Origin of the sequence: Paenibacillus radicis (ex Xue et al. 2023), assembly GCF_024722015.1 — a bacterium.
Classification (GTDB): domain Bacteria; phylum Bacillota; class Bacilli; order Paenibacillales; family NBRC-103111; genus Paenibacillus_S.
Map to the genome: position 1 here is coordinate 284,061 of NZ_JANQBD010000004.1, position 19,466 is coordinate 303,526.

Sequence of the window (19,466 nt, forward strand, 5' to 3'; positions counted from 1 at the left end):
TGACAAAACCTGACGTCCTTCTTTGTTTTTGATGTTAATTGAACGATAGAGCATTATTTATTCAATAGCAATAATACGGTCATGGCAATAATTATTGCCGCGAATACGCAGCCCACCCAAATTAAAAGTTTTTTGTTGATCTCATCTTTTGGTTTACGCTGCTGCAAATAAGTTGGTTTTTTACGCTGCATAGGGATCAGCCCTGCCTTTTAAGTGGATTTAGGAATATTTTATCATAATGTAACCCATTGCGTAGATGATTTTACAAGACATGTCCTCTTTATTTTTCCTGCATAAAACGATAAACTGTTCAAAGAGAGCAACTTATCGTTCGTGGGGGAGAGACATAATGCTTTATAAAAAAATAGTTAAGCCGATTTTATTTCAAATGGATCCTGAAAAGGCACATCATCTTACAATAGATGGCCTTCACACGGCTACAAAATTACCAGGAGGAAGGGCGCTGCTGAGAGGATTGTACGCGGTACCGGAGTATCCTGAATTGAGAACCGAATTGTGGGGAATTCCTTTTGCTAATCCTGTTGGGTTGGCTGCGGGTTTGGATAAAAATGCGAAAGCTGTCACAGGCTTTTCGAGCATAGGCTTTGGGTTTATGGAAGTTGGCACGGTTACTCCAAAGCCGCAGGCTGGCAATGAGCTTCCGCGATTGTTCCGTCTGCCAGAGGACGTAGCACTGATCAACCGTATGGGCTTTAATAATGTAGGGATCGAAACGATGGCGCAGCATTTGCAAGAATCGGGAAAGCGATCTATACCAGTAGCCGTTAATATCGGGAAAAACAAGGCTACACCAAATGAGCATGCGGAGGATGATTACCGAGCTTGCATTAAACGGCTTTACGATTATGGCGATTTCTTCGTAGTGAATATCAGCTCGCCGAATACGCCGGATTTACGAAGTTTGCAGCACGGTGACGATTTATCCAGACTACTGAACGCTGTTCAAGCGGAAATGAAGCTGCAGCATCAACAAAAAGGAGGGGCAGCCAAGCCCGTTCTTGTGAAGATTGCACCGGATCTTCAAGAGGAAGAAGTTATGTACATGGTCCAAACTATTGTGAATAGCGGTGTTTCGGGCATCATTGCCTCCAATACGACGATCTCAAGAGATGGTTTGACTCATCAGCATAAAGGAGAAATGGGCGGCTTAAGCGGCAGACCGCTCACCGAACGCTCGACTCGCCTGATCCACTCGATATATGCAGCCACTGAAGGAAAGCTGCCGATTATCGGATCGGGAGGTATTTTCACGGCGAAGGACGCTTATGACAAAATATGTGCCGGTGCAAGCTTGGTAGAAATTTACACGGCACTCATTTATGAAGGACCTGGATTAATTCGAAACTTGAATGAGGGATTACTAAACCTTCTGCGGAAGGATGGATTCAGCCATATAACGGATGCGGTCGGTTCTGCACACCGGCGTTAGTAAGAATGGAGGAACTTGGATGGATGGACGCGACTGGAAAAAATTCCTGTTACCCTATGAACAAACTGTTGAGGAAATGAAGGTTAAATTTAAAACATTACGCGGTGAATTGAAAAGCAGAGAGGAATATTCTCCAATTGAATTCGTAACCGGGCGGGTTAAGAAAGTTTCAAGTATTTTGGAAAAAGCGAAAAGGTTGAATGTTCCTAGTGAGCAATTGGAGAAAGGCATTGAGGATATTGCTGGCATACGTATTATGTGTCAGTTTGTTGAGGACATAGAGCGTCTGGCTGAGCTGATCCGTAAGCGTGAGGATATGACACTAGTCTATGAGAAGGATTACGTCACTAATAAGAAGCCGAGCGGATACCGAAGCTATCACATGATAGTAGAATATCCGGTGCAAACAGCACTTGGGATGAAAAGAGTGTTGGCTGAGGTTCAGATCCGGACACTTGCTATGAATTTCTGGGCTACAATAGAACATTCGCTTAATTATAAATACCGGGAGAGCCTGCCGGAGGAAGTGATTAAGCGGCTTAGCAAAGCTGCCGAAGCTGCCTATTTGCTTGACCAGGAAATGAGCAGTATCCGTGATGAAATTATGGAAGCGCAGCAGTTATTTGATGATAATTCGAATATTATTTCCCGGGTATTAAATGGAATTCAGGAGCTCTATTTCTACTATCGAGTAAGAGAGGCAGCCCAATTCCAGCTGCGCTTCAACGAGCATTGGGAGACTGATGACGTTAGGTATCTCAAAGAGCTGTCCGCTGAAATTGATGAGGCTATTGCACGGGCCAAAAAAGGGTAACTGCTTGAAGAGGCAGCTGCGCTTATCCTGTCCGAAATAATTGAGGTGAAACCGTGATAGGAGAGCAGCCATATGACCTGCTTTATGTAAAGTTTATTTATTACTTTAATGTGGAGCGGGATTATTTCGAGTGTCATGAAGTTATGGAGGAGCTTTGGCTGGAGGAAGGCAGAGCTCCTATATTTCAAGGCCTTCTGCAGGTTGCAGTAGGCCTGTACCATTACAGGAACGGTAATGTGAGCGGAGCCATTAAGCTGTATACAGCAGCGCTGGAGAAGCTTGAGCACTCCAAGCAGCCGCGGCTTGGCATTGATTTGGAACAGTTGATCCTAGACAGTAAGGCTTATCTGAAGCGCTTGGAGCGGCTGGATCAGGAGCCGTTTGCATTTTATGACTTGGATATACATATAACAGATCCAGAACTAGCTCAACTGGTCGCAGAGCTTACACTGAATCCGCCTGAAGTAAGTCATGAGGAAGAATAATAAAATTGGACTTTACTCCAAATCAGTGCCTTTGATCATTAGAGTAATTGCCGAATATTATTGTATGGCAGCAGTACTAGCTGGAAAACATCCCGCTAATTTTGACTTTATTGCCGGAAAAGATTATTTTACTGGAAAATATACCTCTATTTGGGATGGAATACCCCGTAAACTGGGATATGTTCTGATTTAGCTCCGGAAATTCCAGTTATATCAGAATTATGAGTAAAATTGAGGAGATTAGATGGAGATTTTCCAGTTATTCCACAAGCGAGGGAATACTGAGGGGATTTGTGCCGCTTTGTGGTAGTTGATTCTGGTTAATCGGATCCCATTGTATTCAGAGTATGACTATGTGGGGCAAATTTGTATTCCTGCGGCTGCTTCCAAGCCACGTAGGAACACCACTTCAATAAGTGGCTGGAGTCGCACAACCATCCATCCAGACGTAGCAATGTACGAAAGCGCACATTGGTACGTTCGATTTCCGTCCGGTCCTGAACGGAACAGGAAATTCCGTTATTTAATCTGTTGCATCCATTTTAAGACGATAGCGGAAGCCGGATTCCACTATTTGGGCCGAATGATGAATATTATGCACATATCGAGAGGTAACGGAAGCAGCTGTTCCGTTATCTCTCTGTTTTTTGTACTTTCCATGCTATAGCGGAACGATTATGTCTGCTAAGAGGTACCAGGTTTCGTTAATATCAGCGGACTGACGTTCAATCTCACGTAATGCAAGCCCCCTATCGCTTATCATTCTCTATATGCTATGGGGCGGGGGCGGGAGCCGGAAGCACCGGCTCAGTGAATGTTTTTAAAGTGGATGTATAAGTTTTGAACCGACCGGAGGTTCACCTTTCTAATATTGCAAGAAAATCCGCCTCTAGGACACGAATGTATCTTCATCGAGATGGCTTCGAATAGAATCTTTTCTTATGAGGAATGAAATACCTTTTTTGCTCAGGTCTTTAAATGAAGGATTTTTTACAGAGTTGTGGAATACTTCATTACGCTTACAACGTAGAGTGATTCTTTGAACAGACTGCGGGGAATACGTTATGAAACTCAACATCAGAAAAGCAGAAAAACCTTTCATTTGGTTCGCATTGGGGCTGGCTGTGCTATGTGCGGCAAGCTTCGTTGTTTTTTCATACCCTGTATGGAAAACGTTATTGGTTAACCCTATTGAAACATCCGAACGAAAGGCGAGTTCTGCCAAGCTAATTACTGCACCCGTCAGCTATAAAGCAGCGGAAGATTTCAAAGCTTCCAATGTTGAATTGCCACAACACAACTTTGGCTCCCTGCAGGTTAACAAGTCCAAAATAAACAAGGGAATTCAGCTTTTTGCCAAGCAAGGGCATGTACAAGGACAATATGCGGCTCCAGATGGAATACGAATGGATTATTTGGTACAACGGCAGCAGCTGGAGGGTAGTAATGCCTGGGTGCAGGTAGATCTTGTATCTGCCGATCCGCAAACACAACAAATGCTCGTAGAACCGATAGGATTTACTTATTCTAATGGTGAACAACTGGAGGCCGGGCTGCAATCGTCGGGACTAAGCGGTTATTTATCAGGGGATGAGTTTCTATACACAACTGTAAAGAATGAGCATGATGAGTGGGTTTATTTGGTCAATAAATTTAATTTTACACATAAGACAATAACACCTGTAATGGAATTATTTCGTTATTCGTATAAAGCTGTAAATGGCGGTAAGCCGCCGATTATTTATAGCTCCCAGCTTGCCCCTGACAAATCACATTTGCTCGTCCGAGATAGCAGAAATGGAATCTCAAGCTATGATTTGAGTACGGGTGAGATTAGGCAGGCTATAGAAGGCTCGAATGAAGTCAAGGCTGGAGAGTATTTTGAACTATTGGTGAACAGCGGTATTGCCTTATATAGTACTTCGCGTTATCAGAATGATGTGTCGTGGATCGACCTGAGTACAGGAATGGTACGCCAACCGTTACTTAGTGAGCAGGGCTTTGTTGAGGTTGGGATGGATGTGCAAGGAAAAATAATGTATTATAATTTTACTTACGACCGTTTGCCGGAAAATGTAATGATGGGCGATAAGCAATCGCTGCTTTTACCTAATGGCGTTCAAATGATAGATAAACAAGGGAATCCAACAAAGCGTTTCAGCTTATCTAAGGATGCGAAGGAAAGGCTTGAATTCGGAGGCTACAGCGAAAGCAAGAAAACGGTACTGCTGCATAAATTCATAGTCGCGATGAACGGTAATGGACAGCCCTACAAAAAGACGTTAGGCTGGCTGCTGGGCGATATGAGTACAGGCTCGATGACAATGCTTAGCAAAACGGATGTTCCTGACAATTGGGATAAGAAAGATATTCTGTTCGGTAAAGTAACGCTCAGTGCTTTAGTACCATCCAATCAAGAGCAAGTATTTGTAAATCTTCTGGAAAACAATTATTACATGACCCGTTGGAAGACGTCTTACCAGGTCCAATTGCTTGAAGACGAGGATATTGTAATCTATGAGGATGAAGGAATGAAAAGGATGTTCGTAAGTTCGTTAACCCGACCTGATCTGGTAGTAGCGGCTTTGAACTACAAGAAATATAATTGGGACAATAATAAGTTTAGCCTGCTGAGCGGACATTGGTTGGCACGTTATCAAAAGCAGCCTGAAGGCGATAAGATGTATTTTTTTCAGTGGAATTAATTGGAACAGGTATTTAGTGTAAAATAAGATGCGGAAAGTTGGACGAATATGGGCAGTCAGTTGCCTGAAGCTTTTTTAACTAAAATGGAGCGTATGCTGGGTGAAGAATATTCGGCTTTTCTTGCTTCTTATGAGGATACCAGGTGGTATGGGCTGCGGATAAATACGTTGAAAACGAGTGTAGAGCAATTTCTTTCCATCTCAGCTTTACCATTAAAGCCGATTACTTGGACACCGACAGGGTTCTACTATAACGAAGCGGATCGGCCCGGCAAGCATCCGTACTACCATGCGGGCTTGTACTATATACAAGAGCCAAGTGCAATGGCACCGGTCGAGCTGTTGGACGTTCATCCCGGTGAGCGGGTACTCGATTTATGTGCGGCACCAGGAGGTAAATCGACGCAAATTGCAGCGAAGCTGGCGGGTCAAGGCATTCTGGTAACTAACGATATTCATTCAGATCGAGTGAAAGCATTGGTAAAGAACATAGAATTGAGCGGCGTACGAAACGCAGTTGTGCTTAATGAGCAGCCTGAAAAGCTGCAGAGGCCTTTCGAAAGCTATTTTGATAAAATTCTGATCGATGCCCCGTGTTCAGGGGAAGGCATGTTCCGTAAGGAAGAGGATATGGCCAAGGCTTGGCAGCCCGATTGGGTGAAGAAGTATGCAGAGATGCAGCGAGAGCTTCTTAAACAAGCTGCTGTCATGCTGCGAGCAGGAGGACGGATCGTTTATTCTACCTGTACGTTCTCTCCAGAAGAAAATGAAGCAATGATAGCTGAGTTTCTCGAAGCACATCCGCGATTTAAGGTATTGCCGATTGTTCCAGAACATGGTTTTCGTTCCGGTGTACCGGCTTGGGTTGATGTGACTGCGGGTAGCAGGATCGAGGAGTTTGAGAAAGCCACAGCGCCTCATATTTCCGAACGCTCCAAGCAGGCTGTTGAGGGTACAGTGAGATTATGGCCGCATTTGCTGCAGGGAGAAGGTCATTTTGCTGCGGTACTTGAATATTCAATCGGTGATGAGGATGAATTGGTTGATGAGAATCCGATGCTGCAAGAAGAATCTGGCAGGTTTGAAGCAATGAAAGTGAGTAAGCAGGCTAAGGCTGGAAAGCAGCGCGGCACTGAAGGCTCTCGTCCGTCAGTTAAGGTGAAAGGCCAGCTTGCCGTTGATTTGCAGCTGCTGTATCAATTCATGGCAGAGCACGCACCAAACGTAGCCATAGGCACTATTACGCTGCACGGAGACCATGTTTATGCTGCCCCAGAGGGCCTTCCTAATTTGAATGGGATCCGTGTCATTCGTCCAGGCTGGTACTTGGGCAGCTTCCGCAAGCAGCGTTTTGAGCCTTCGCATGCGTTGGCAATGGGGCTGCAGGCTTCCGATGTGGTCCGGACAGTTTCGTTATCAGTAGGAGATGGCGCTGCAATCAGGTATTTGAAGGGGGAAACTTTGGAGATCCCCCAGGAAAGGGTTATAAGATCCCATACAGATATCCCCTTGAAAGGCTATTGTCTTGTATGTATCGACGGTTATCCGGTCGGTTGGGGGAAATGGCTAGATGGTATGTTGAAAAATGAATATCCAGCCGGTTGGAGGTGGACCTAGAATGAAGCAAACGATACGTTTGGAAAAGCTTTTGGCGCATACCGGTCACGGTACGCGCAGTGAGATCAAACGAATGATGAAAACCGGAACGGTTTATGTGAACGGTCGTTCAGTTAAAGACGGCGGCATACAGGTCAATCCTGATCAAGACCAAATTACTGTGAATGGAGTAGGAGTTCGTTACCGCGAGTTTATATACTTGATGCTGAACAAGCCGCAGGGGGTTATATCGGCGACAGAGGACTCTCGAGACCGTACTGTGATTGACTTATTGGCTGCGGAATACCAGACATTTGAACCATTTCCCGTCGGAAGGTTGGATAAAGACACAGAGGGACTGCTGCTGTTAACGAATGACGGCAAGCTTGCTCATAATTTGTTGTCCCCGCGCAAGCATGTACCCAAAACTTATTTTGCCGAGGTGGAGGGGACGGTTACAGATGAGGACAAAAATGCCTTTGCAGCAGGTGTGACATTGGATGATGGATATGTAACGATGCCTGCGAAGCTGGTTATTCTAAGATCTGGGGAGCCCGCTGCGGGTGAGGTTTCAAAGATCGAATTGACGATCATGGAAGGGAAGTTCCATCAGGTGAAGCGTATGTTTCAATCTGTTGGAAAAAAGGTCGTCTTCTTGAAACGGATATCGATGGGGCCCCTTCTTCTAGATGAGTACTTGGAAGCGGGCTCCTACCGGGAATTAACTGCTGAGGAGCTCAAAGAACTGCAGCAGGCTAACAATACGTCAGGGTTGAGTTGACAGGAGTTTATGGCAAAGGGATCAATGGGGGAGCTTGAGGGAATTGAAATATTCTATGATTGCATTGGATGTAGATGGAACACTATTAAACGATAATTATGAAATCACGGACATTACCAAGCAAGCGCTGCAGCAAGCACATGCTTCAGGAATAAGAATAGTACTTTGTACAGGCAGGGGACCGGGGAATGCGGTTCCGATTTTGGAGCAGTTAGGTTTAGAGGGAGTGTTAATTACCCATAATGGTGCAGCGACAATTCAAACACCAGGCTGTATTTTGCTGCATGAGAGTGGATTTTCTCTAACCGAGATTGAACCGGTGATCCGTTATTGCAGGGATAAACAAGTTCATTTTGACTTAAATACGGCTTTTGATATGTACGTCGATAAAATAGGTGCTACGGAGGAAAGCATGTATGAGAAATATATGCTTCAACCCCAGAGGGTTAGCGATGTATTGCTTCTGAACCATTCACTTGTCAAATTCACGATCTTCGGAGCTTTAGAGCTAATGGATGATGTAGAGAACGACTTGAGGCTGATGGAGATGCCGAAAGGTCTTCAATATATTCGCAGCGGTGATTATTTTATTGACGTGATGAGCTTGGAGGCTTCCAAGGGTAAAGCTTTGGAAAAGCTTGCTCAGCAATGGAATATTCCCCGGGAGGAGATTATCGCCATGGGGAATTATTATAATGATATAGAAATGATTGAGTATGCAGGTTTGGGTATAGCTATGGAGAACTCACCTGATGCAGTAAAAGCTGCAGCGAATATTGTTACTTCATCTAACAATGATAATGGTGTTTATAAGGCATTGGTTAAATTAGGGATTGTCTAAAGAGACTTGTTCTAAAAATTGTTGCAAGCAGCCAAGTCATTCCTGCAGGAAAAAGACCGGTCACAGCGTAATTGCCGTGTGACCGGTCTTTTTATTAATTAAAAGGCATTATATTGGCTTTGCTTAAACCTTGGACTAAGCACATGTCCTTAAGGAGAGCGAAGCTGTTATCCAAGTGGGGTTCTGTTAGGTCAGGAGATAGAAGCTTCCTTACTTAGTTACAGAAGTTCATTGACGCTTAATCGCAAGTTTACAGGAAGCCGGCACGAGATACAATGACTAACAAAATGAACAATACCAAAATAACACCTGTGCTCGTGTGAAATCCTCCAACTACAGACATGCTGATTCCTCCCATTTGTTTGTATTAACCGATCAACAAGACAATCTGCAATAAAGGTTTAGAAGAACAGTGGTTTAAAGCCTTAATTATTTAAGTTAACTTGGTTGTCGGTCTACTTTTATAGTATGACAAATACCTCTGATCGATATGGACTCCTGTCCCCTATGCATACTTTTTGGGCTTATTAGGACACGCTAGTAAAGATGGTTTATAAAGTCACTGCGACCATACAGTCCATTGGAGGCGAGAATAATGACCGATGTTATGCTCAGACCGGATTTGAAGACGACAGGCGGAGAAGTTAGCGACATACTGTGGAACGATCAGTTTGTTGGAACCATGACACTGGTATATCGCGAGGCAGACCGCATTTCTGGGGCTATCCAATTGGAAGAGGAGAGCCTTCCTCGTAATGCTAAGCAGCGTGTCATGGCTTTTCTACAGGAGCATATCCAATTTCAGATTCAAGCTCTGGGGGTTCATTCCTGCGATGTAATGGTTACATACAGTAAATATGACCATATCATTGCTACGGATACTTTGGAAACTGGAGCTTATAATGTGGAAGAGGATCATGATTTTGATTTTGATTGGCCGGAGAATGAACGGTTTGAGGATGAAGATCCAATGGAGCAAAATGAGTACGTAATGAATGCTTATACGGACACCGTGCCTCTTCAGAGTGATTCGGATGCAGAGGATTCAGTCTATGACTTTTACGAGTTGATGATTGTAGCAGAGTCTCGTAACAAAGTTGAATATCATATTTATAATGAATTGCAGGAATTGGTTGCCGAAGCATCGATCCGAATCCTTGGTAGTGAGGTAAGCGGGACTGTGACCTGGATGCTTGAGCCTGATGAGGATGAAATAGAAGCTGTTGCTAATCTATTGGTAAGTGATTTTGACGAGGATGAAGTAGATACCTTTGTTCTTAATATGGAATGGGATAAGGAAATTATTGAAACTATTGAGCTAACCCATCAAGATCTGTTCGAGGATGAAGTTGGAAACGAGACAGAAAGTTTATGGGAAACCGTTGACGGGGAGTTGGAGAATGAGGATTATACAATCGTACTTGCTCGCGATGACGGCGATACTCTAACCTATGAAATCTACCAACAATCATACGGCGGATTGCCCATTGGCACTGCTACCATAGATATTAGCTCAAGGCAGCTAACTGGATTTATCGATTTTCGGGAACCGGGTAATTCCGATGATCGTGAATGCATTAGCACTTTACTGATGCAGGAGCTGGACAAGGAAAAAGAATTTGAATCGTTCAATGTTACCATGTTGTTTCAGAACAAGCCTTTTGAAGAATTAATGTTTGAAACAGAGGCTTATCATTAACAGAATACAATAGTACTCCGTAGTTTGCCGAGAAACCCGGCTGATCCTGTTTCATTTCATACCGCTATAATGCGTCTTGTGATGGAGGGGATAGCTGACTTTCGGACAGGCACGGAGTTTTTTTGTCTTATTGTGATAAATGAAGTGTCCATGCTATAATTAGGTTTGTTTTTTTGCAGGAAGAGGTGAGATGACAATGGAATATGAAATCCCAACAAAAGTACAGCGATTGGGTGTGGATATAAGTAAGGACCAGCTTAAATATCATGATAAAGAAGTACTGGTTTCCAAGGAGTTTACATTCGACAGCGCGCATCATCTTCATTGTTACGAAGGAAAATGCAAAAGCTTGCACGGCCATACGTATAAGCTGCAGGTAATCATGCGCGGCAAAGTGGACGAAAGAGGTATTTCGATTGATTTTGGCGATATTAAGAGAATTGCCAAGGAACGAATCATGGACCTTCTGGATCACCGTTATTTGAATGATGTTCTGCCCTTAATGAATACGACTGCTGAAAATATGGTAGTCTGGATGTACGAACAATTGGATCAGGCTTTGCGCGAGGAATCACTTTATCCAAAAGTACGTTTGGAGGAAGTTAGACTGTGGGAAACGCCGACTAGCTATGCAGCGGTTACTGCGGCTATGATGGGGGATGTACCAGGTGGAAGTTAAAATGCAAGAGGGCGCTATTGTGAATACGAATAACATCAAATTACCGATGGTCGAGATTTTTGAAACCGTAGAAGGTGAAGGGACTGGAGCCGGTTTTCCAACGGTGTTCGTGCGATTATTCGGTTGTAATCTGCGTTGTACCTGGTGCGATACGAAGTATAGTTACCCTCCTGAGGAAGCGGACCGTGTCATGACAATCGGGGAGATTGTAGAGGAAGTACGTAAGTATCGATCCACTCGGATATGTTTAACAGGGGGAGAGCCGCTTCTATATGGTGACAAGTCGGCGGCATTGATTAAAGCGCTGCTGCAAATCGAGACGTTGACAGATCTGCATATCGAAACGAATGGTGCGATCGATGTCTCTCCATTTATGGACAGCATTGACTCACCTCTGGTCAGGTATATTGTAGATTACAAGCTTCCTGATTCCGGAGAGACCGATAAAATGATTTTGTCCAACTTCGCAAAGCTGCGCAAGCAGGACGAGCTAAAGTTTGTAATAGGAAGCGATCGTGATTTTAATGAGGCTGTCCGCGTATTAGAGCATTATTCAACCGAGGCGCTGCCTCTGTTCAGCCCAGTATGGGAGACAATGCCGCCAGCCAAGCTGGTTCAGCTCATGCTCGACCACGGTCTATCCCATGTCAAATTAAATATGCAGCTGCACAAGATAATATGGGATCCGGCTGCCCGCGGTGTTTAGTCTTCTTAGTAAATCATGAAAAAGGTGTGAAGCAATATGACTACAAAACTTGAACCGAAAAAAGCGGTTATTATTTTAAGCGGTGGGCTGGATAGCACAACCTGTATGGGGATTGCACAAGAGGAAGGCTACGAGCTGTACCCAATAACGTTCGACTATGGTCAAAGGCATAAAATCGAGTTGGACAATGCACGTTTAGTGGCTGAGCATTACAAAGTGAAGAATAGACATAAAGTCATTACCCTAGGCTTCTTGAAGGAGTTCGGCGGCAGTGCGCTAACGGATGAAAGCATTGATGTTCCAGATATGACAAATGTGGATGAGGTAGAGAAAGCAAGAGAAGATTCAGAAGTCCCCGTCACTTACGTACCAGGGAGGAACTTGCTGTTTCTTTCCATTGCAACCTCGTATGCCGAGGTTATCGGGGCTGAGGCGATTTATATAGGAGTCAATGCGCTGGACTATAGCGGCTATCCAGATTGCCGGCCGGAATTTATCCATAAAGTGGAGGAAGTTATGGCACTGGCAACACGGGTGGGTGTGGAAGGTGGACCCATTCGCATCAAAACCCCGCTTAGTACTTGGAGCAAGGCTGACATAATTCGCCAAGGAACCTTGTTGAATGTACCGTACCAAATAACGACATCCTGCTACAATGGACAGTCAGAGGCTTGTGGGGTATGCGACAGCTGCCGCTTAAGGCTGAAAGGCTTCGCTGAAGCAGGAGTCAGAGATCCTATTGCATACCGTGAGTTACCATCGAGTTAATCGGAAGACATATAAAATACCCCTGCATATCATCCTCGGATGAAGCAGGGGTATTTTATATGTTCTCAATCGAGTTAATGACGCCAAACGCCAAACTGACTAGCCCTGGCTATTCTCGCTTGAATATTCCTTACGCTTATCTTTCCAGAATAATGCGGTCAACATTCGCTCTATCCATTCCTTATCCTGATCAGACAGCTCAATACCATCGAACACCAGATCATTTTCACGCAGAAAGCGCCGTAGATTCACTTGTGGCTTGGTGTAAGGCTCATTATGCTCCAATCCTTGCTTCTCTAAGTATCCTGCAATATCCATTAGCTCGGAGTAGGGGGTATTCAATCCTTCCGACAATTTCATCAGCACATCAGGCGAGGGAACCCCGCGGTTTCCATTTTCCAACTGAGAGATGTAAGCGGCAGAAACTCCGGACCGGTCAGCCAGCTCTCTGATGGTGAAGCCTTTTAATTTGCGCATATCGCGCAGTTGTTCATAAAAGTTCATTAGGCAGCACCTGCATAATTAGAAGTAAACAATGGTTAACATTATTATGATAACAGTAAACATATGTAATTTCAACGTTCATAAGTTTGTATTCAAAAGTAAACATAAGTGGTTGCAATAGTAAAAAATAGTGATATAATGGAAATTGTCAATTACAGTTGAAAGGAGGGTGACTTCATTAAGATGAAAATCACAACGAAGTCGAACGCCTTTGTGAAAGCAAGAATTGTAAAAGGATTGTCCCAAAGAGATTTAGCCAAGCGATCAGGCTTAAGCCCATCCTACATAAGTTTGCTGGAACGCTCAGTCAAATCAGTAGGGCCGGCCACAGCTAAGAGGCTGAGTGAATTGCTGGATCAGCCCCTGGAAGTTCTGTTCGATATAGAATAAAAACATACTTATCAACAAGCAACGACCTTGTTTTTTCCGCTTGTTTTGGCTTTATACATGGCTTCGTCCGCTTGCTTGATCAATTCGTCGGCAGTTACGTTCTTACTGTAACGGCTCAAACCCATACTTACAGTTACAATGGTCTCCGCCTCGATTCTGGCTCGGATACGTTCTGCAAGCTTACTGGCATCTGTCTCTGTATCCGTAACTAGAACGACCATTTCTTCGCCACCGTATCTGCCGCAAATGCCTATTTGATCGGTTTCCTCTTTTATAATGTTGGCTACCTGCTTTAACACCTGATCCCCCATATGATGGCCTTTTGTATCGTTAAGCTTTTTGAAATTGTCGATATCGCTGAAAAGCACGGACACCTGTATACGCCCTTCGATATGCTGTCGAACCCGATTGTAGAAGTACTTGCGATTATACAGCTGAGTTAGCCCATCCCTGATGGAAGAATTATAGATGGCTTGCATCAGCTCGATGACACGCTCGAAAATAAACAAGAACAGTACGATATGGAACACCATAGGTATGATCTGCTCGAGTTTGGTTAGTACGGTTTGCACACCACCAAAAACATAGCTATTCGCCATATGTATCATATGTGTACAGAAATATAAGGTCAGCATAAGTTGGTACTTGATATTTTGACCGATGCGAGGATTCACAAGAAGAAAACTAACGAATATAAGCACAAACAAGAATAGTTCGATTCCAAGCGGCCGGAGTAAGCGAATCTGGTCGCTGCTTCCTTGCAGCCATTCAGGGATATACCAATAGCTCAAAGAAAATAACGCTGTCACTGCGAAGCACAGGACGAACACGATGCTGTCTCTAAGTCGAGTTGGGTTGTACAGCTGATAGACTCCTAAGTTAACAAGGAGAAATGAAAACAGCTTAAGCATCATTGCCCAATAAAAAGCTGAATCGCTTGTTGAATGTGTCAGTTCAAAATAAATTAATTGATAATGCTGCGCCATCAAAATGATCAAAGAGAGCATGATGGAGAAATAACCGATTTTTCTGCGTGTCATTAATAGTCGGATAGAAACCAGCAATGTAAGCAGCAAAATAACCGAAATGATTAAATATGAAACGACGGCACCGAGTGGGCCTAACCATAAGTCCTCTAGTCGTAAACCATTCATTGTGCGTAATTGACCTCGCATTCTTATGCAGATAGCTCTATTATAGCAAACATTCGTTTGGTTTGTCTTATTGATATTTAATGGTATGAAGAAAAACTGGAAGCGTGGAATTGACTATATCCGTAACCTGTGTTAATATACTTTTTATGTACAGGTCCGTAGCTCAATGGCAGAGCAACCGGCTCTTAACCGGTAGGTTGTGGGTTCGACCCCCACCGGGCCTATCTTCAATTGTTTCACCTAATAGCAAATTCAATGTAAGTCCTCAGTCCTCGTGATTGAGGGCTTTTTTATTTGAATAATGAACATGCAAAAAATTTGACGTTTGGGTTGTATTCGAAGAATGTGGAGATTGATTTTTAGAGCAGATTGGGTGTTAAGGGGTTTCGATTGGTTAGATCAAAGGCAGTATGAGGTGCAATGGAATCGGATAATAAAACTATCAGCTTCGTGTCCTTCGAAATACAATTATTGGATATTAGGCAGCAGGAATTGAGGTCTATTTAGATAAATTACAATATTAGGAAAAAATAGGGAAAAGAAAAGAGGAATACAAGTGAGAATTGTAAAAGGAAGTCTTATTATTTCATTGGCACTTTGTTTATCGCTTTCTACCCCGATTGTTTTTGCTGAGAATCAAAGATTACAGAATCAAGCCGTAGATGGTGGCGTTATTAATCAGAACATCGTATTTATTGATGTAAAAAATCATTGGGCGAATGATGCAATTACGGATATGTCAAAAAAGGGTATTGTTAGCGGATACGAAGATTCATCATTTCAACCCGAAAAATCCATTACACGAGAAGAATTTGCTAAGATGATAGCTATAACATTTTCAGTAGATTTGGCTTCACCAAGTACCCCTACATATACCGATGTTAGCAATGACAAATGGTCTTATCTTTATATTGAGGCTACGAAGAATTATTTAACGGGTTATTATCCTCCAAAGGGAAAAGCTTTTTTCAGTCCAGAAACGAAAGCAACGAGAGAAGATGTAGCAGTTGCACTCGTGAAAGTTCTAGGGTTTACAACAAACTCCTCAAAAAACAGCGATATTCTCGCCTATAAATTCAAGGATGCGGCTGATATTTCCTATGGGATTCGGGATTATATAGCTATCGCTACTGAGAAACAATTAATTAGTGGCTATGAGGACCGTACATTCCGTCCAGACAAGCCTATTACAAGGGCAGAAGTAGCAACATTGTTATACCGCGTAATCAAGTCGTCAGCTCAGGACCAGACGGATGGACCGCCTTTGGAAGTAAACATGCCGGAGACAACATCTAACGGTACTTATTATATTTCCGGAAAAACACATAGAGATGCAAAGGTTTCAATTAACGGAAAAGAGATCCCTGTATCGGACGGTGAATTCAAAGAAGGTTTTATTCTGGATAAAGAAGGATCCTATGATATAAAAATTGCTTCGATACTTCCAAGTGGGAAATCAACTACTATAAACAAACGAATCAAATACCAAGTTGGTGGTCCATCATTAAATGTAGATAGCGTCCCGGAAGTTGTTGAATCGAATTCATTAACGATATCTGGAAGCGCATCAGATGAAAACGATTTTAGACCTGCCATTTACATTAATGCGGAAAAAGCCGGTGAGGGTTCTTTTAATAAAACAATAACGCTTCACGAAGGGGAAAATGTGCTTACGATTAAGGCCGTTAGCAGTACCGGTAAAGAAACGGTAGTGACTAGAAAAGTAACATTAAACTTAGGTGGACCGGCGTTAAAAATTGATGATATCCCAGCAACGACAGATAGAGAGGAAATAACTATATCAGGTAGCGCAACTGACAAAAATGACTACAGTCCGGCAATCTATTTAAACGATGAAAAAATCGGGAATGGATCATTTAATAAAACGGTTAACCTTGTAGAAGGGGAGAACGTTTTAACATTTAAAGCAAAGAATGAAGCAGGTAAAACTACAACTATTGTTAAGAGGATAACTTTTACCGTAGGGGGTTCAATACTAAAATTAGATGAGATTCCTACTGCAACAGAAAAGAGTTCGTTTACTGTAACGGGTAGTGCTACAGATAAAAATAATTATAGCCCGGTCATTTATTTAAATGATGCAAAAATCGGGGATGGATCATTCCTTATAACATTGTCATTAGAAGAAGGGGAAAATCTGCTAGTATTTAGAGTTAAAAATTCATTGGGCAAAGAAACATATGTTACAAAGAAGATCATATTCACCCCTCCCGCACCTAAATTGACTATTGACTATATTCCGACAACTACTAGGAGCCAATCAATTAACGTCACGGGAAGTGTCCAAGATAAGAATGATGATAATCCTTATGTTTTACTAAACGAGCAGTGGGCTGGTACTGGAAGGAGTTTCTCGAAGTATGTAAAGCTAACAAAAGGTGAAAATCAATTGAACTTTAAAGCAGTAAACAGTTTTGGAAAGTCTACAACAGTTACAAAAGTTGTATATTATCAAGAATAATAAATAGTGTGTCATCTACTAAAATATTCACAGGTTAAATAATAAAACCTCCTTCCTGCTCAGGAATACAATGTAACCAAAGCTTCATCGTTACCATGTTAAATGAGTTTGGAAGAGGTTTTTTTATAACACGAATCACAGAAAAGAACACTTGTAAGTTTTATTTTACACTCTTGTAGTAGCGAAATAATACTGTTACGATGTAAGTATTAAATTGTCTTATTACTTGGACGTTTTGCGGAGGGCAACCATGAATATATTACAGGCTTTGTTTTTCCCCCCGGAGCAGCCGGGTGGAGTATCATCGATGATTCCTTTTATGCTGGATCGTTTCAATAAACGAGGCTGGGAAATGGAGTTGTTTTCGTTACCAAAGAGGGTACGAAGCAAGGGAATTGAGCCGGTGCAGTTCTCAACGTTTGATTGGGAAGTGTATGCAGGCAATGCTATCGTTGACAAATATATACAAACATATAAGGACTATGTGTGGTGGACGAAGCTTCGCTTGAACAAAACATATGATTTGATTCATGCCCATCATCCCATAGCTGCACTCGTTATGAAGCAGTTGTTCCCGGATACGCCCATTCTGATGACGGTTCATTCAAGCTTTGAAAAGGAATTGGTGCTGAACGGTAAAATAAAGGAAAATGGACCGGAGCATGCCTTTTTAACTTCGATTTATCGAGAGCTTGAGGAGCGGGTTGACCAGCTCATAACGGTATCCAGTTCATTCAAGCAATATTTAGCTGAATATGTGCAGGAGCCCGAGCGTATAGGTGTAATTCCGAACGGATTTGATGAGAAAAGATTTCGTCCGGTTGCCCATGAGAATAAAACACCACAGCTTATTACAGTTTGCAGGTTAGTCCCGGCGAAGGGGCTGGATACTTTATTATTAGCTTGCGCGGAGCTTAAGAAGCAAGGCCATTCCTTTGTCCTCCATCTAATTGGCGATGGTCCCATTCGTCAAGAGCTTGAACAGATGGCTATAGAGCTGAATATTTATGAGGAAATTATTTTCTACGGCTATATGCTGCATCCAGAGGACTTCATGCCGTTCTTTGATGTATTCGTACTTCCGTCCCGAGCGGAGTCCTTTGGTTCCGTGTTTGCCGAAGCGGCACTTTGTGGATTGGCCTTGATAGGCACGAATGTGGGTGGGATACCGGAACAGATCGTTCATGGGCAAAATGGCCTGTTGGTGCCGGTGGACGACGTTCCCGCATTGGCTAACGCATTGGAGAAAGTGATCGGAGATCCAACGTACCGGTATAATCTGGGACGTGTAGCTTGGGATAAGGCGCAGAATGCCTATTCTATGTCACGGGTTGTCCAACAGCTTAAGAGTGTATACCGCCCGTACCGTAAAGAGCAATCATAACCTATTCTTATAACCAAAAGACCGATCCCAATATGTGGATCGGTCTTTTGGTGTCGTAGGAAGCTTCCACTATGCTGCTAAACGGAGAATAATAATGCCAACCATAGCCGCACAAAGCCCTGATAGCTCCAATGGCGTAAAACGTTCCTTCAAGACAAAACGGGCATACAAAAGTACAAATACTACGTTCATGGCAATAACTACGGAAACTAATCCTGTCACACCTAGCTTAAAGGCTGGCATAACTAGCATCATTCCGGAAATATTCGTTAGCCCGACAATCATACCCCAGAGAAGCGTTTTGCCAATGCTCCAATTCACCCGTGGAGGGGTTGGCATAGCAGCACTATTCCCGTTCTCAATGCTAACCTCAGCTGCTGCAGCTGTCTCAGCATGAGAGGCTGACTTCTTGCGTTGATTCGAATACCAGGTGAAACCGAACAGCACAGTACCAGTAATATACATAAGGGACAGTGTAGGTAATGTCTCTGCACCTAACAGGGTGGCCTGCTTGGACGATAAGTCGGTTAATCCAAAGCCAAGCATAGCAAGAGCGCCCCATTGCGCTCCTTTTAAATTACTCCAAGAGATTTCGTTGGAATAGCGGATTAACAACAGTCCGAAGATGATAATGACAAAGGATAATGTCTGCCAAAGGTTTAGTTTTTCATCCCATATGAAATAAGCCATAATTACAACCACAACTGGCGGCAAGCCTGTGAACATGGCTATGATCGCTGCTTTTCCAACTGCAAAGCCGCGATATATCGCAGCATTGGAAATGAAGGAGAACAAGCCCATCACTGCACCTATCCAAACTCCAGAAGACCAATGCTGTTCTGCAAACAAATTAATAATTAATGCGATAATTGTTCCCGATAAATAAACACCGAATAACAATAAGTTTCGGTCGATAGGGCGTTGGGAAGTCCATTGATACAGAATACCTCTTAAGCCGAAGCAAACGGCTGAGGCAGCCGCAAATACAAACCACATGATGAAAGCTCCTCGCTGAATTAATATTAACT

At 43.1% G+C, this 19,466-nt stretch carries 19 protein-coding genes and 1 tRNA gene; 15 read left to right on the forward strand and 5 right to left on the reverse strand.

Features of this window, described 5'->3' with window-relative positions; translation table 11 throughout:
- Positions 1 to 53: 53 nt before the first annotated feature.
- The gene (locus NV381_RS07915) at positions 54 to 191 is read right to left on the reverse strand and encodes a hypothetical protein (RefSeq protein ID WP_258212720.1); all 138 of its coding nucleotides are present in this window, start codon (positions 189 to 191) and stop codon (positions 54 to 56) included.
- A gap of 158 nt (positions 192 to 349) precedes the next feature.
- Between NV381_RS07915 and NV381_RS07920 the strand changes: the two genes are divergently transcribed.
- The 7 genes from NV381_RS07920 to NV381_RS07950 all read left to right on the forward strand — a co-directional run bounded on the left by NV381_RS07920 (position 350) and on the right by NV381_RS07950 (position 8,672).
- Positions 350 to 1,450: a quinone-dependent dihydroorotate dehydrogenase gene (locus tag NV381_RS07920; RefSeq protein WP_258212721.1), complete on the forward strand. Its 1,101-nt coding sequence runs from the start codon at positions 350 to 352 to the stop codon at positions 1,448 to 1,450.
- 19 nt (positions 1,451 to 1,469) lie between these two features.
- Positions 1,470 to 2,264, forward strand: a complete 795-nt coding sequence (locus NV381_RS07925; RefSeq protein ID WP_258212722.1) for a GTP pyrophosphokinase — start codon at positions 1,470 to 1,472, stop codon at positions 2,262 to 2,264.
- 53 nt (positions 2,265 to 2,317) lie between these two features.
- Positions 2,318 to 2,749, forward strand: a complete 432-nt coding sequence (locus tag NV381_RS07930; protein WP_258212723.1) for a DUF309 domain-containing protein — start codon at positions 2,318 to 2,320, stop codon at positions 2,747 to 2,749.
- A 1,064-nt stretch (positions 2,750 to 3,813) separates the two neighbouring features.
- Positions 3,814 to 5,454 (forward strand): hypothetical protein, encoded by a 1,641-nt coding sequence (locus NV381_RS07935; protein WP_258212724.1) that lies wholly within the window; start codon positions 3,814 to 3,816, stop codon positions 5,452 to 5,454.
- A 48-nt stretch (positions 5,455 to 5,502) separates the two neighbouring features.
- Entirely contained in the window at positions 5,503 to 7,071 is a 1,569-nt protein-coding gene (locus NV381_RS07940) for an RsmF rRNA methyltransferase first C-terminal domain-containing protein (RefSeq protein ID WP_258212725.1), read from the forward strand.
- A 1-nt stretch (position 7,072) separates the two neighbouring features.
- Positions 7,073 to 7,831, forward strand: a complete 759-nt coding sequence (locus NV381_RS07945) for a pseudouridine synthase (protein ID WP_258212726.1) — start codon at positions 7,073 to 7,075, stop codon at positions 7,829 to 7,831.
- 43 nt (positions 7,832 to 7,874) lie between these two features.
- Positions 7,875 to 8,672 (forward strand): Cof-type HAD-IIB family hydrolase, encoded by a 798-nt coding sequence (locus NV381_RS07950; RefSeq protein ID WP_258212727.1) that lies wholly within the window; start codon positions 7,875 to 7,877, stop codon positions 8,670 to 8,672.
- Between the two features lie 250 nt (positions 8,673 to 8,922).
- Here NV381_RS07950 and NV381_RS07955 read toward each other — a convergent pair whose 3' ends face one another.
- Positions 8,923 to 9,015, reverse strand: coding sequence for a YjcZ family sporulation protein (locus NV381_RS07955; RefSeq protein ID WP_258212728.1), 93 nt, complete (start codon positions 9,013 to 9,015; stop codon positions 8,923 to 8,925).
- 252 nt (positions 9,016 to 9,267) lie between these two features.
- On the opposite strand from NV381_RS07955, the gene NV381_RS07960 reads away from it, so the two are divergent.
- From NV381_RS07960 to queC, 4 genes are all read left to right on the forward strand, one after another.
- On the forward strand, positions 9,268 to 10,371 hold the full coding sequence (locus NV381_RS07960) for a hypothetical protein (RefSeq protein ID WP_258212729.1): 1,104 nt from the start codon (positions 9,268 to 9,270) through the stop codon (positions 10,369 to 10,371).
- Between the two features lie 196 nt (positions 10,372 to 10,567).
- Positions 10,568 to 11,050 carry a 6-carboxytetrahydropterin synthase QueD gene (queD, locus tag NV381_RS07965; RefSeq protein WP_258212730.1) on the forward strand — a complete coding sequence of 161 codons (483 nt, stop codon included), beginning with the start codon at positions 10,568 to 10,570 and terminating at the stop codon, positions 11,048 to 11,050.
- A complete protein-coding gene (locus tag NV381_RS07970; protein ID WP_258212731.1) occupies positions 11,031 to 11,756 on the forward strand; it encodes a 7-carboxy-7-deazaguanine synthase QueE in 726 nt (241 codons plus the stop codon). Before queD ends, NV381_RS07970 begins: the two co-directional genes overlap by 20 nt.
- Positions 11,757 to 11,792: 36 nt before the next feature.
- Positions 11,793 to 12,524 (forward strand): 7-cyano-7-deazaguanine synthase QueC, encoded by a 732-nt coding sequence (gene queC, locus NV381_RS07975; protein WP_258212732.1) that lies wholly within the window; start codon positions 11,793 to 11,795, stop codon positions 12,522 to 12,524.
- Positions 12,525 to 12,623: 99 nt separating this feature from the next.
- Here queC and NV381_RS07980 read toward each other — a convergent pair whose 3' ends face one another.
- The gene (locus NV381_RS07980; RefSeq protein WP_258212733.1) at positions 12,624 to 13,028 is read right to left on the reverse strand and encodes a helix-turn-helix domain-containing protein; all 405 of its coding nucleotides are present in this window, start codon (positions 13,026 to 13,028) and stop codon (positions 12,624 to 12,626) included.
- Positions 13,029 to 13,211: 183 nt separating this feature from the next.
- On the opposite strand from NV381_RS07980, the gene NV381_RS07985 reads away from it, so the two are divergent.
- Positions 13,212 to 13,418, forward strand: a complete 207-nt coding sequence (locus tag NV381_RS07985; RefSeq protein ID WP_258212734.1) for a helix-turn-helix domain-containing protein — start codon at positions 13,212 to 13,214, stop codon at positions 13,416 to 13,418.
- An 11-nt stretch (positions 13,419 to 13,429) separates the two neighbouring features.
- Here the strand turns inward: NV381_RS07985 and NV381_RS07990 are convergent, their stop codons facing one another.
- Positions 13,430 to 14,572 (reverse strand): GGDEF domain-containing protein, encoded by a 1,143-nt coding sequence (locus NV381_RS07990; RefSeq protein ID WP_258212735.1) that lies wholly within the window; start codon positions 14,570 to 14,572, stop codon positions 13,430 to 13,432.
- A 152-nt stretch (positions 14,573 to 14,724) separates the two neighbouring features.
- On the opposite strand from NV381_RS07990, the gene NV381_RS07995 reads away from it, so the two are divergent.
- From NV381_RS07995 to NV381_RS08005, 3 genes are all read left to right on the forward strand, one after another.
- Positions 14,725 to 14,796, forward strand: a tRNA-Lys gene (locus NV381_RS07995).
- A 332-nt stretch (positions 14,797 to 15,128) separates the two neighbouring features.
- Positions 15,129 to 17,054: an S-layer homology domain-containing protein gene (locus tag NV381_RS08000; protein WP_258212736.1), complete on the forward strand. Its 1,926-nt coding sequence runs from the start codon at positions 15,129 to 15,131 to the stop codon at positions 17,052 to 17,054.
- A 250-nt stretch (positions 17,055 to 17,304) separates the two neighbouring features.
- Positions 17,305 to 18,438, forward strand: coding sequence for a glycosyltransferase family 4 protein (locus NV381_RS08005; protein ID WP_258212737.1), 1,134 nt, complete (start codon positions 17,305 to 17,307; stop codon positions 18,436 to 18,438).
- A 69-nt stretch (positions 18,439 to 18,507) separates the two neighbouring features.
- On the opposite strand, the gene NV381_RS08010 is transcribed toward NV381_RS08005, so the two are convergent.
- Complete coding sequence (locus NV381_RS08010) at positions 18,508 to 19,434, reverse strand: DMT family transporter (RefSeq protein ID WP_258212738.1); 927 nt, start codon at positions 19,432 to 19,434, stop codon at positions 18,508 to 18,510.
- Positions 19,435 to 19,466 lie beyond the last annotated feature (32 nt).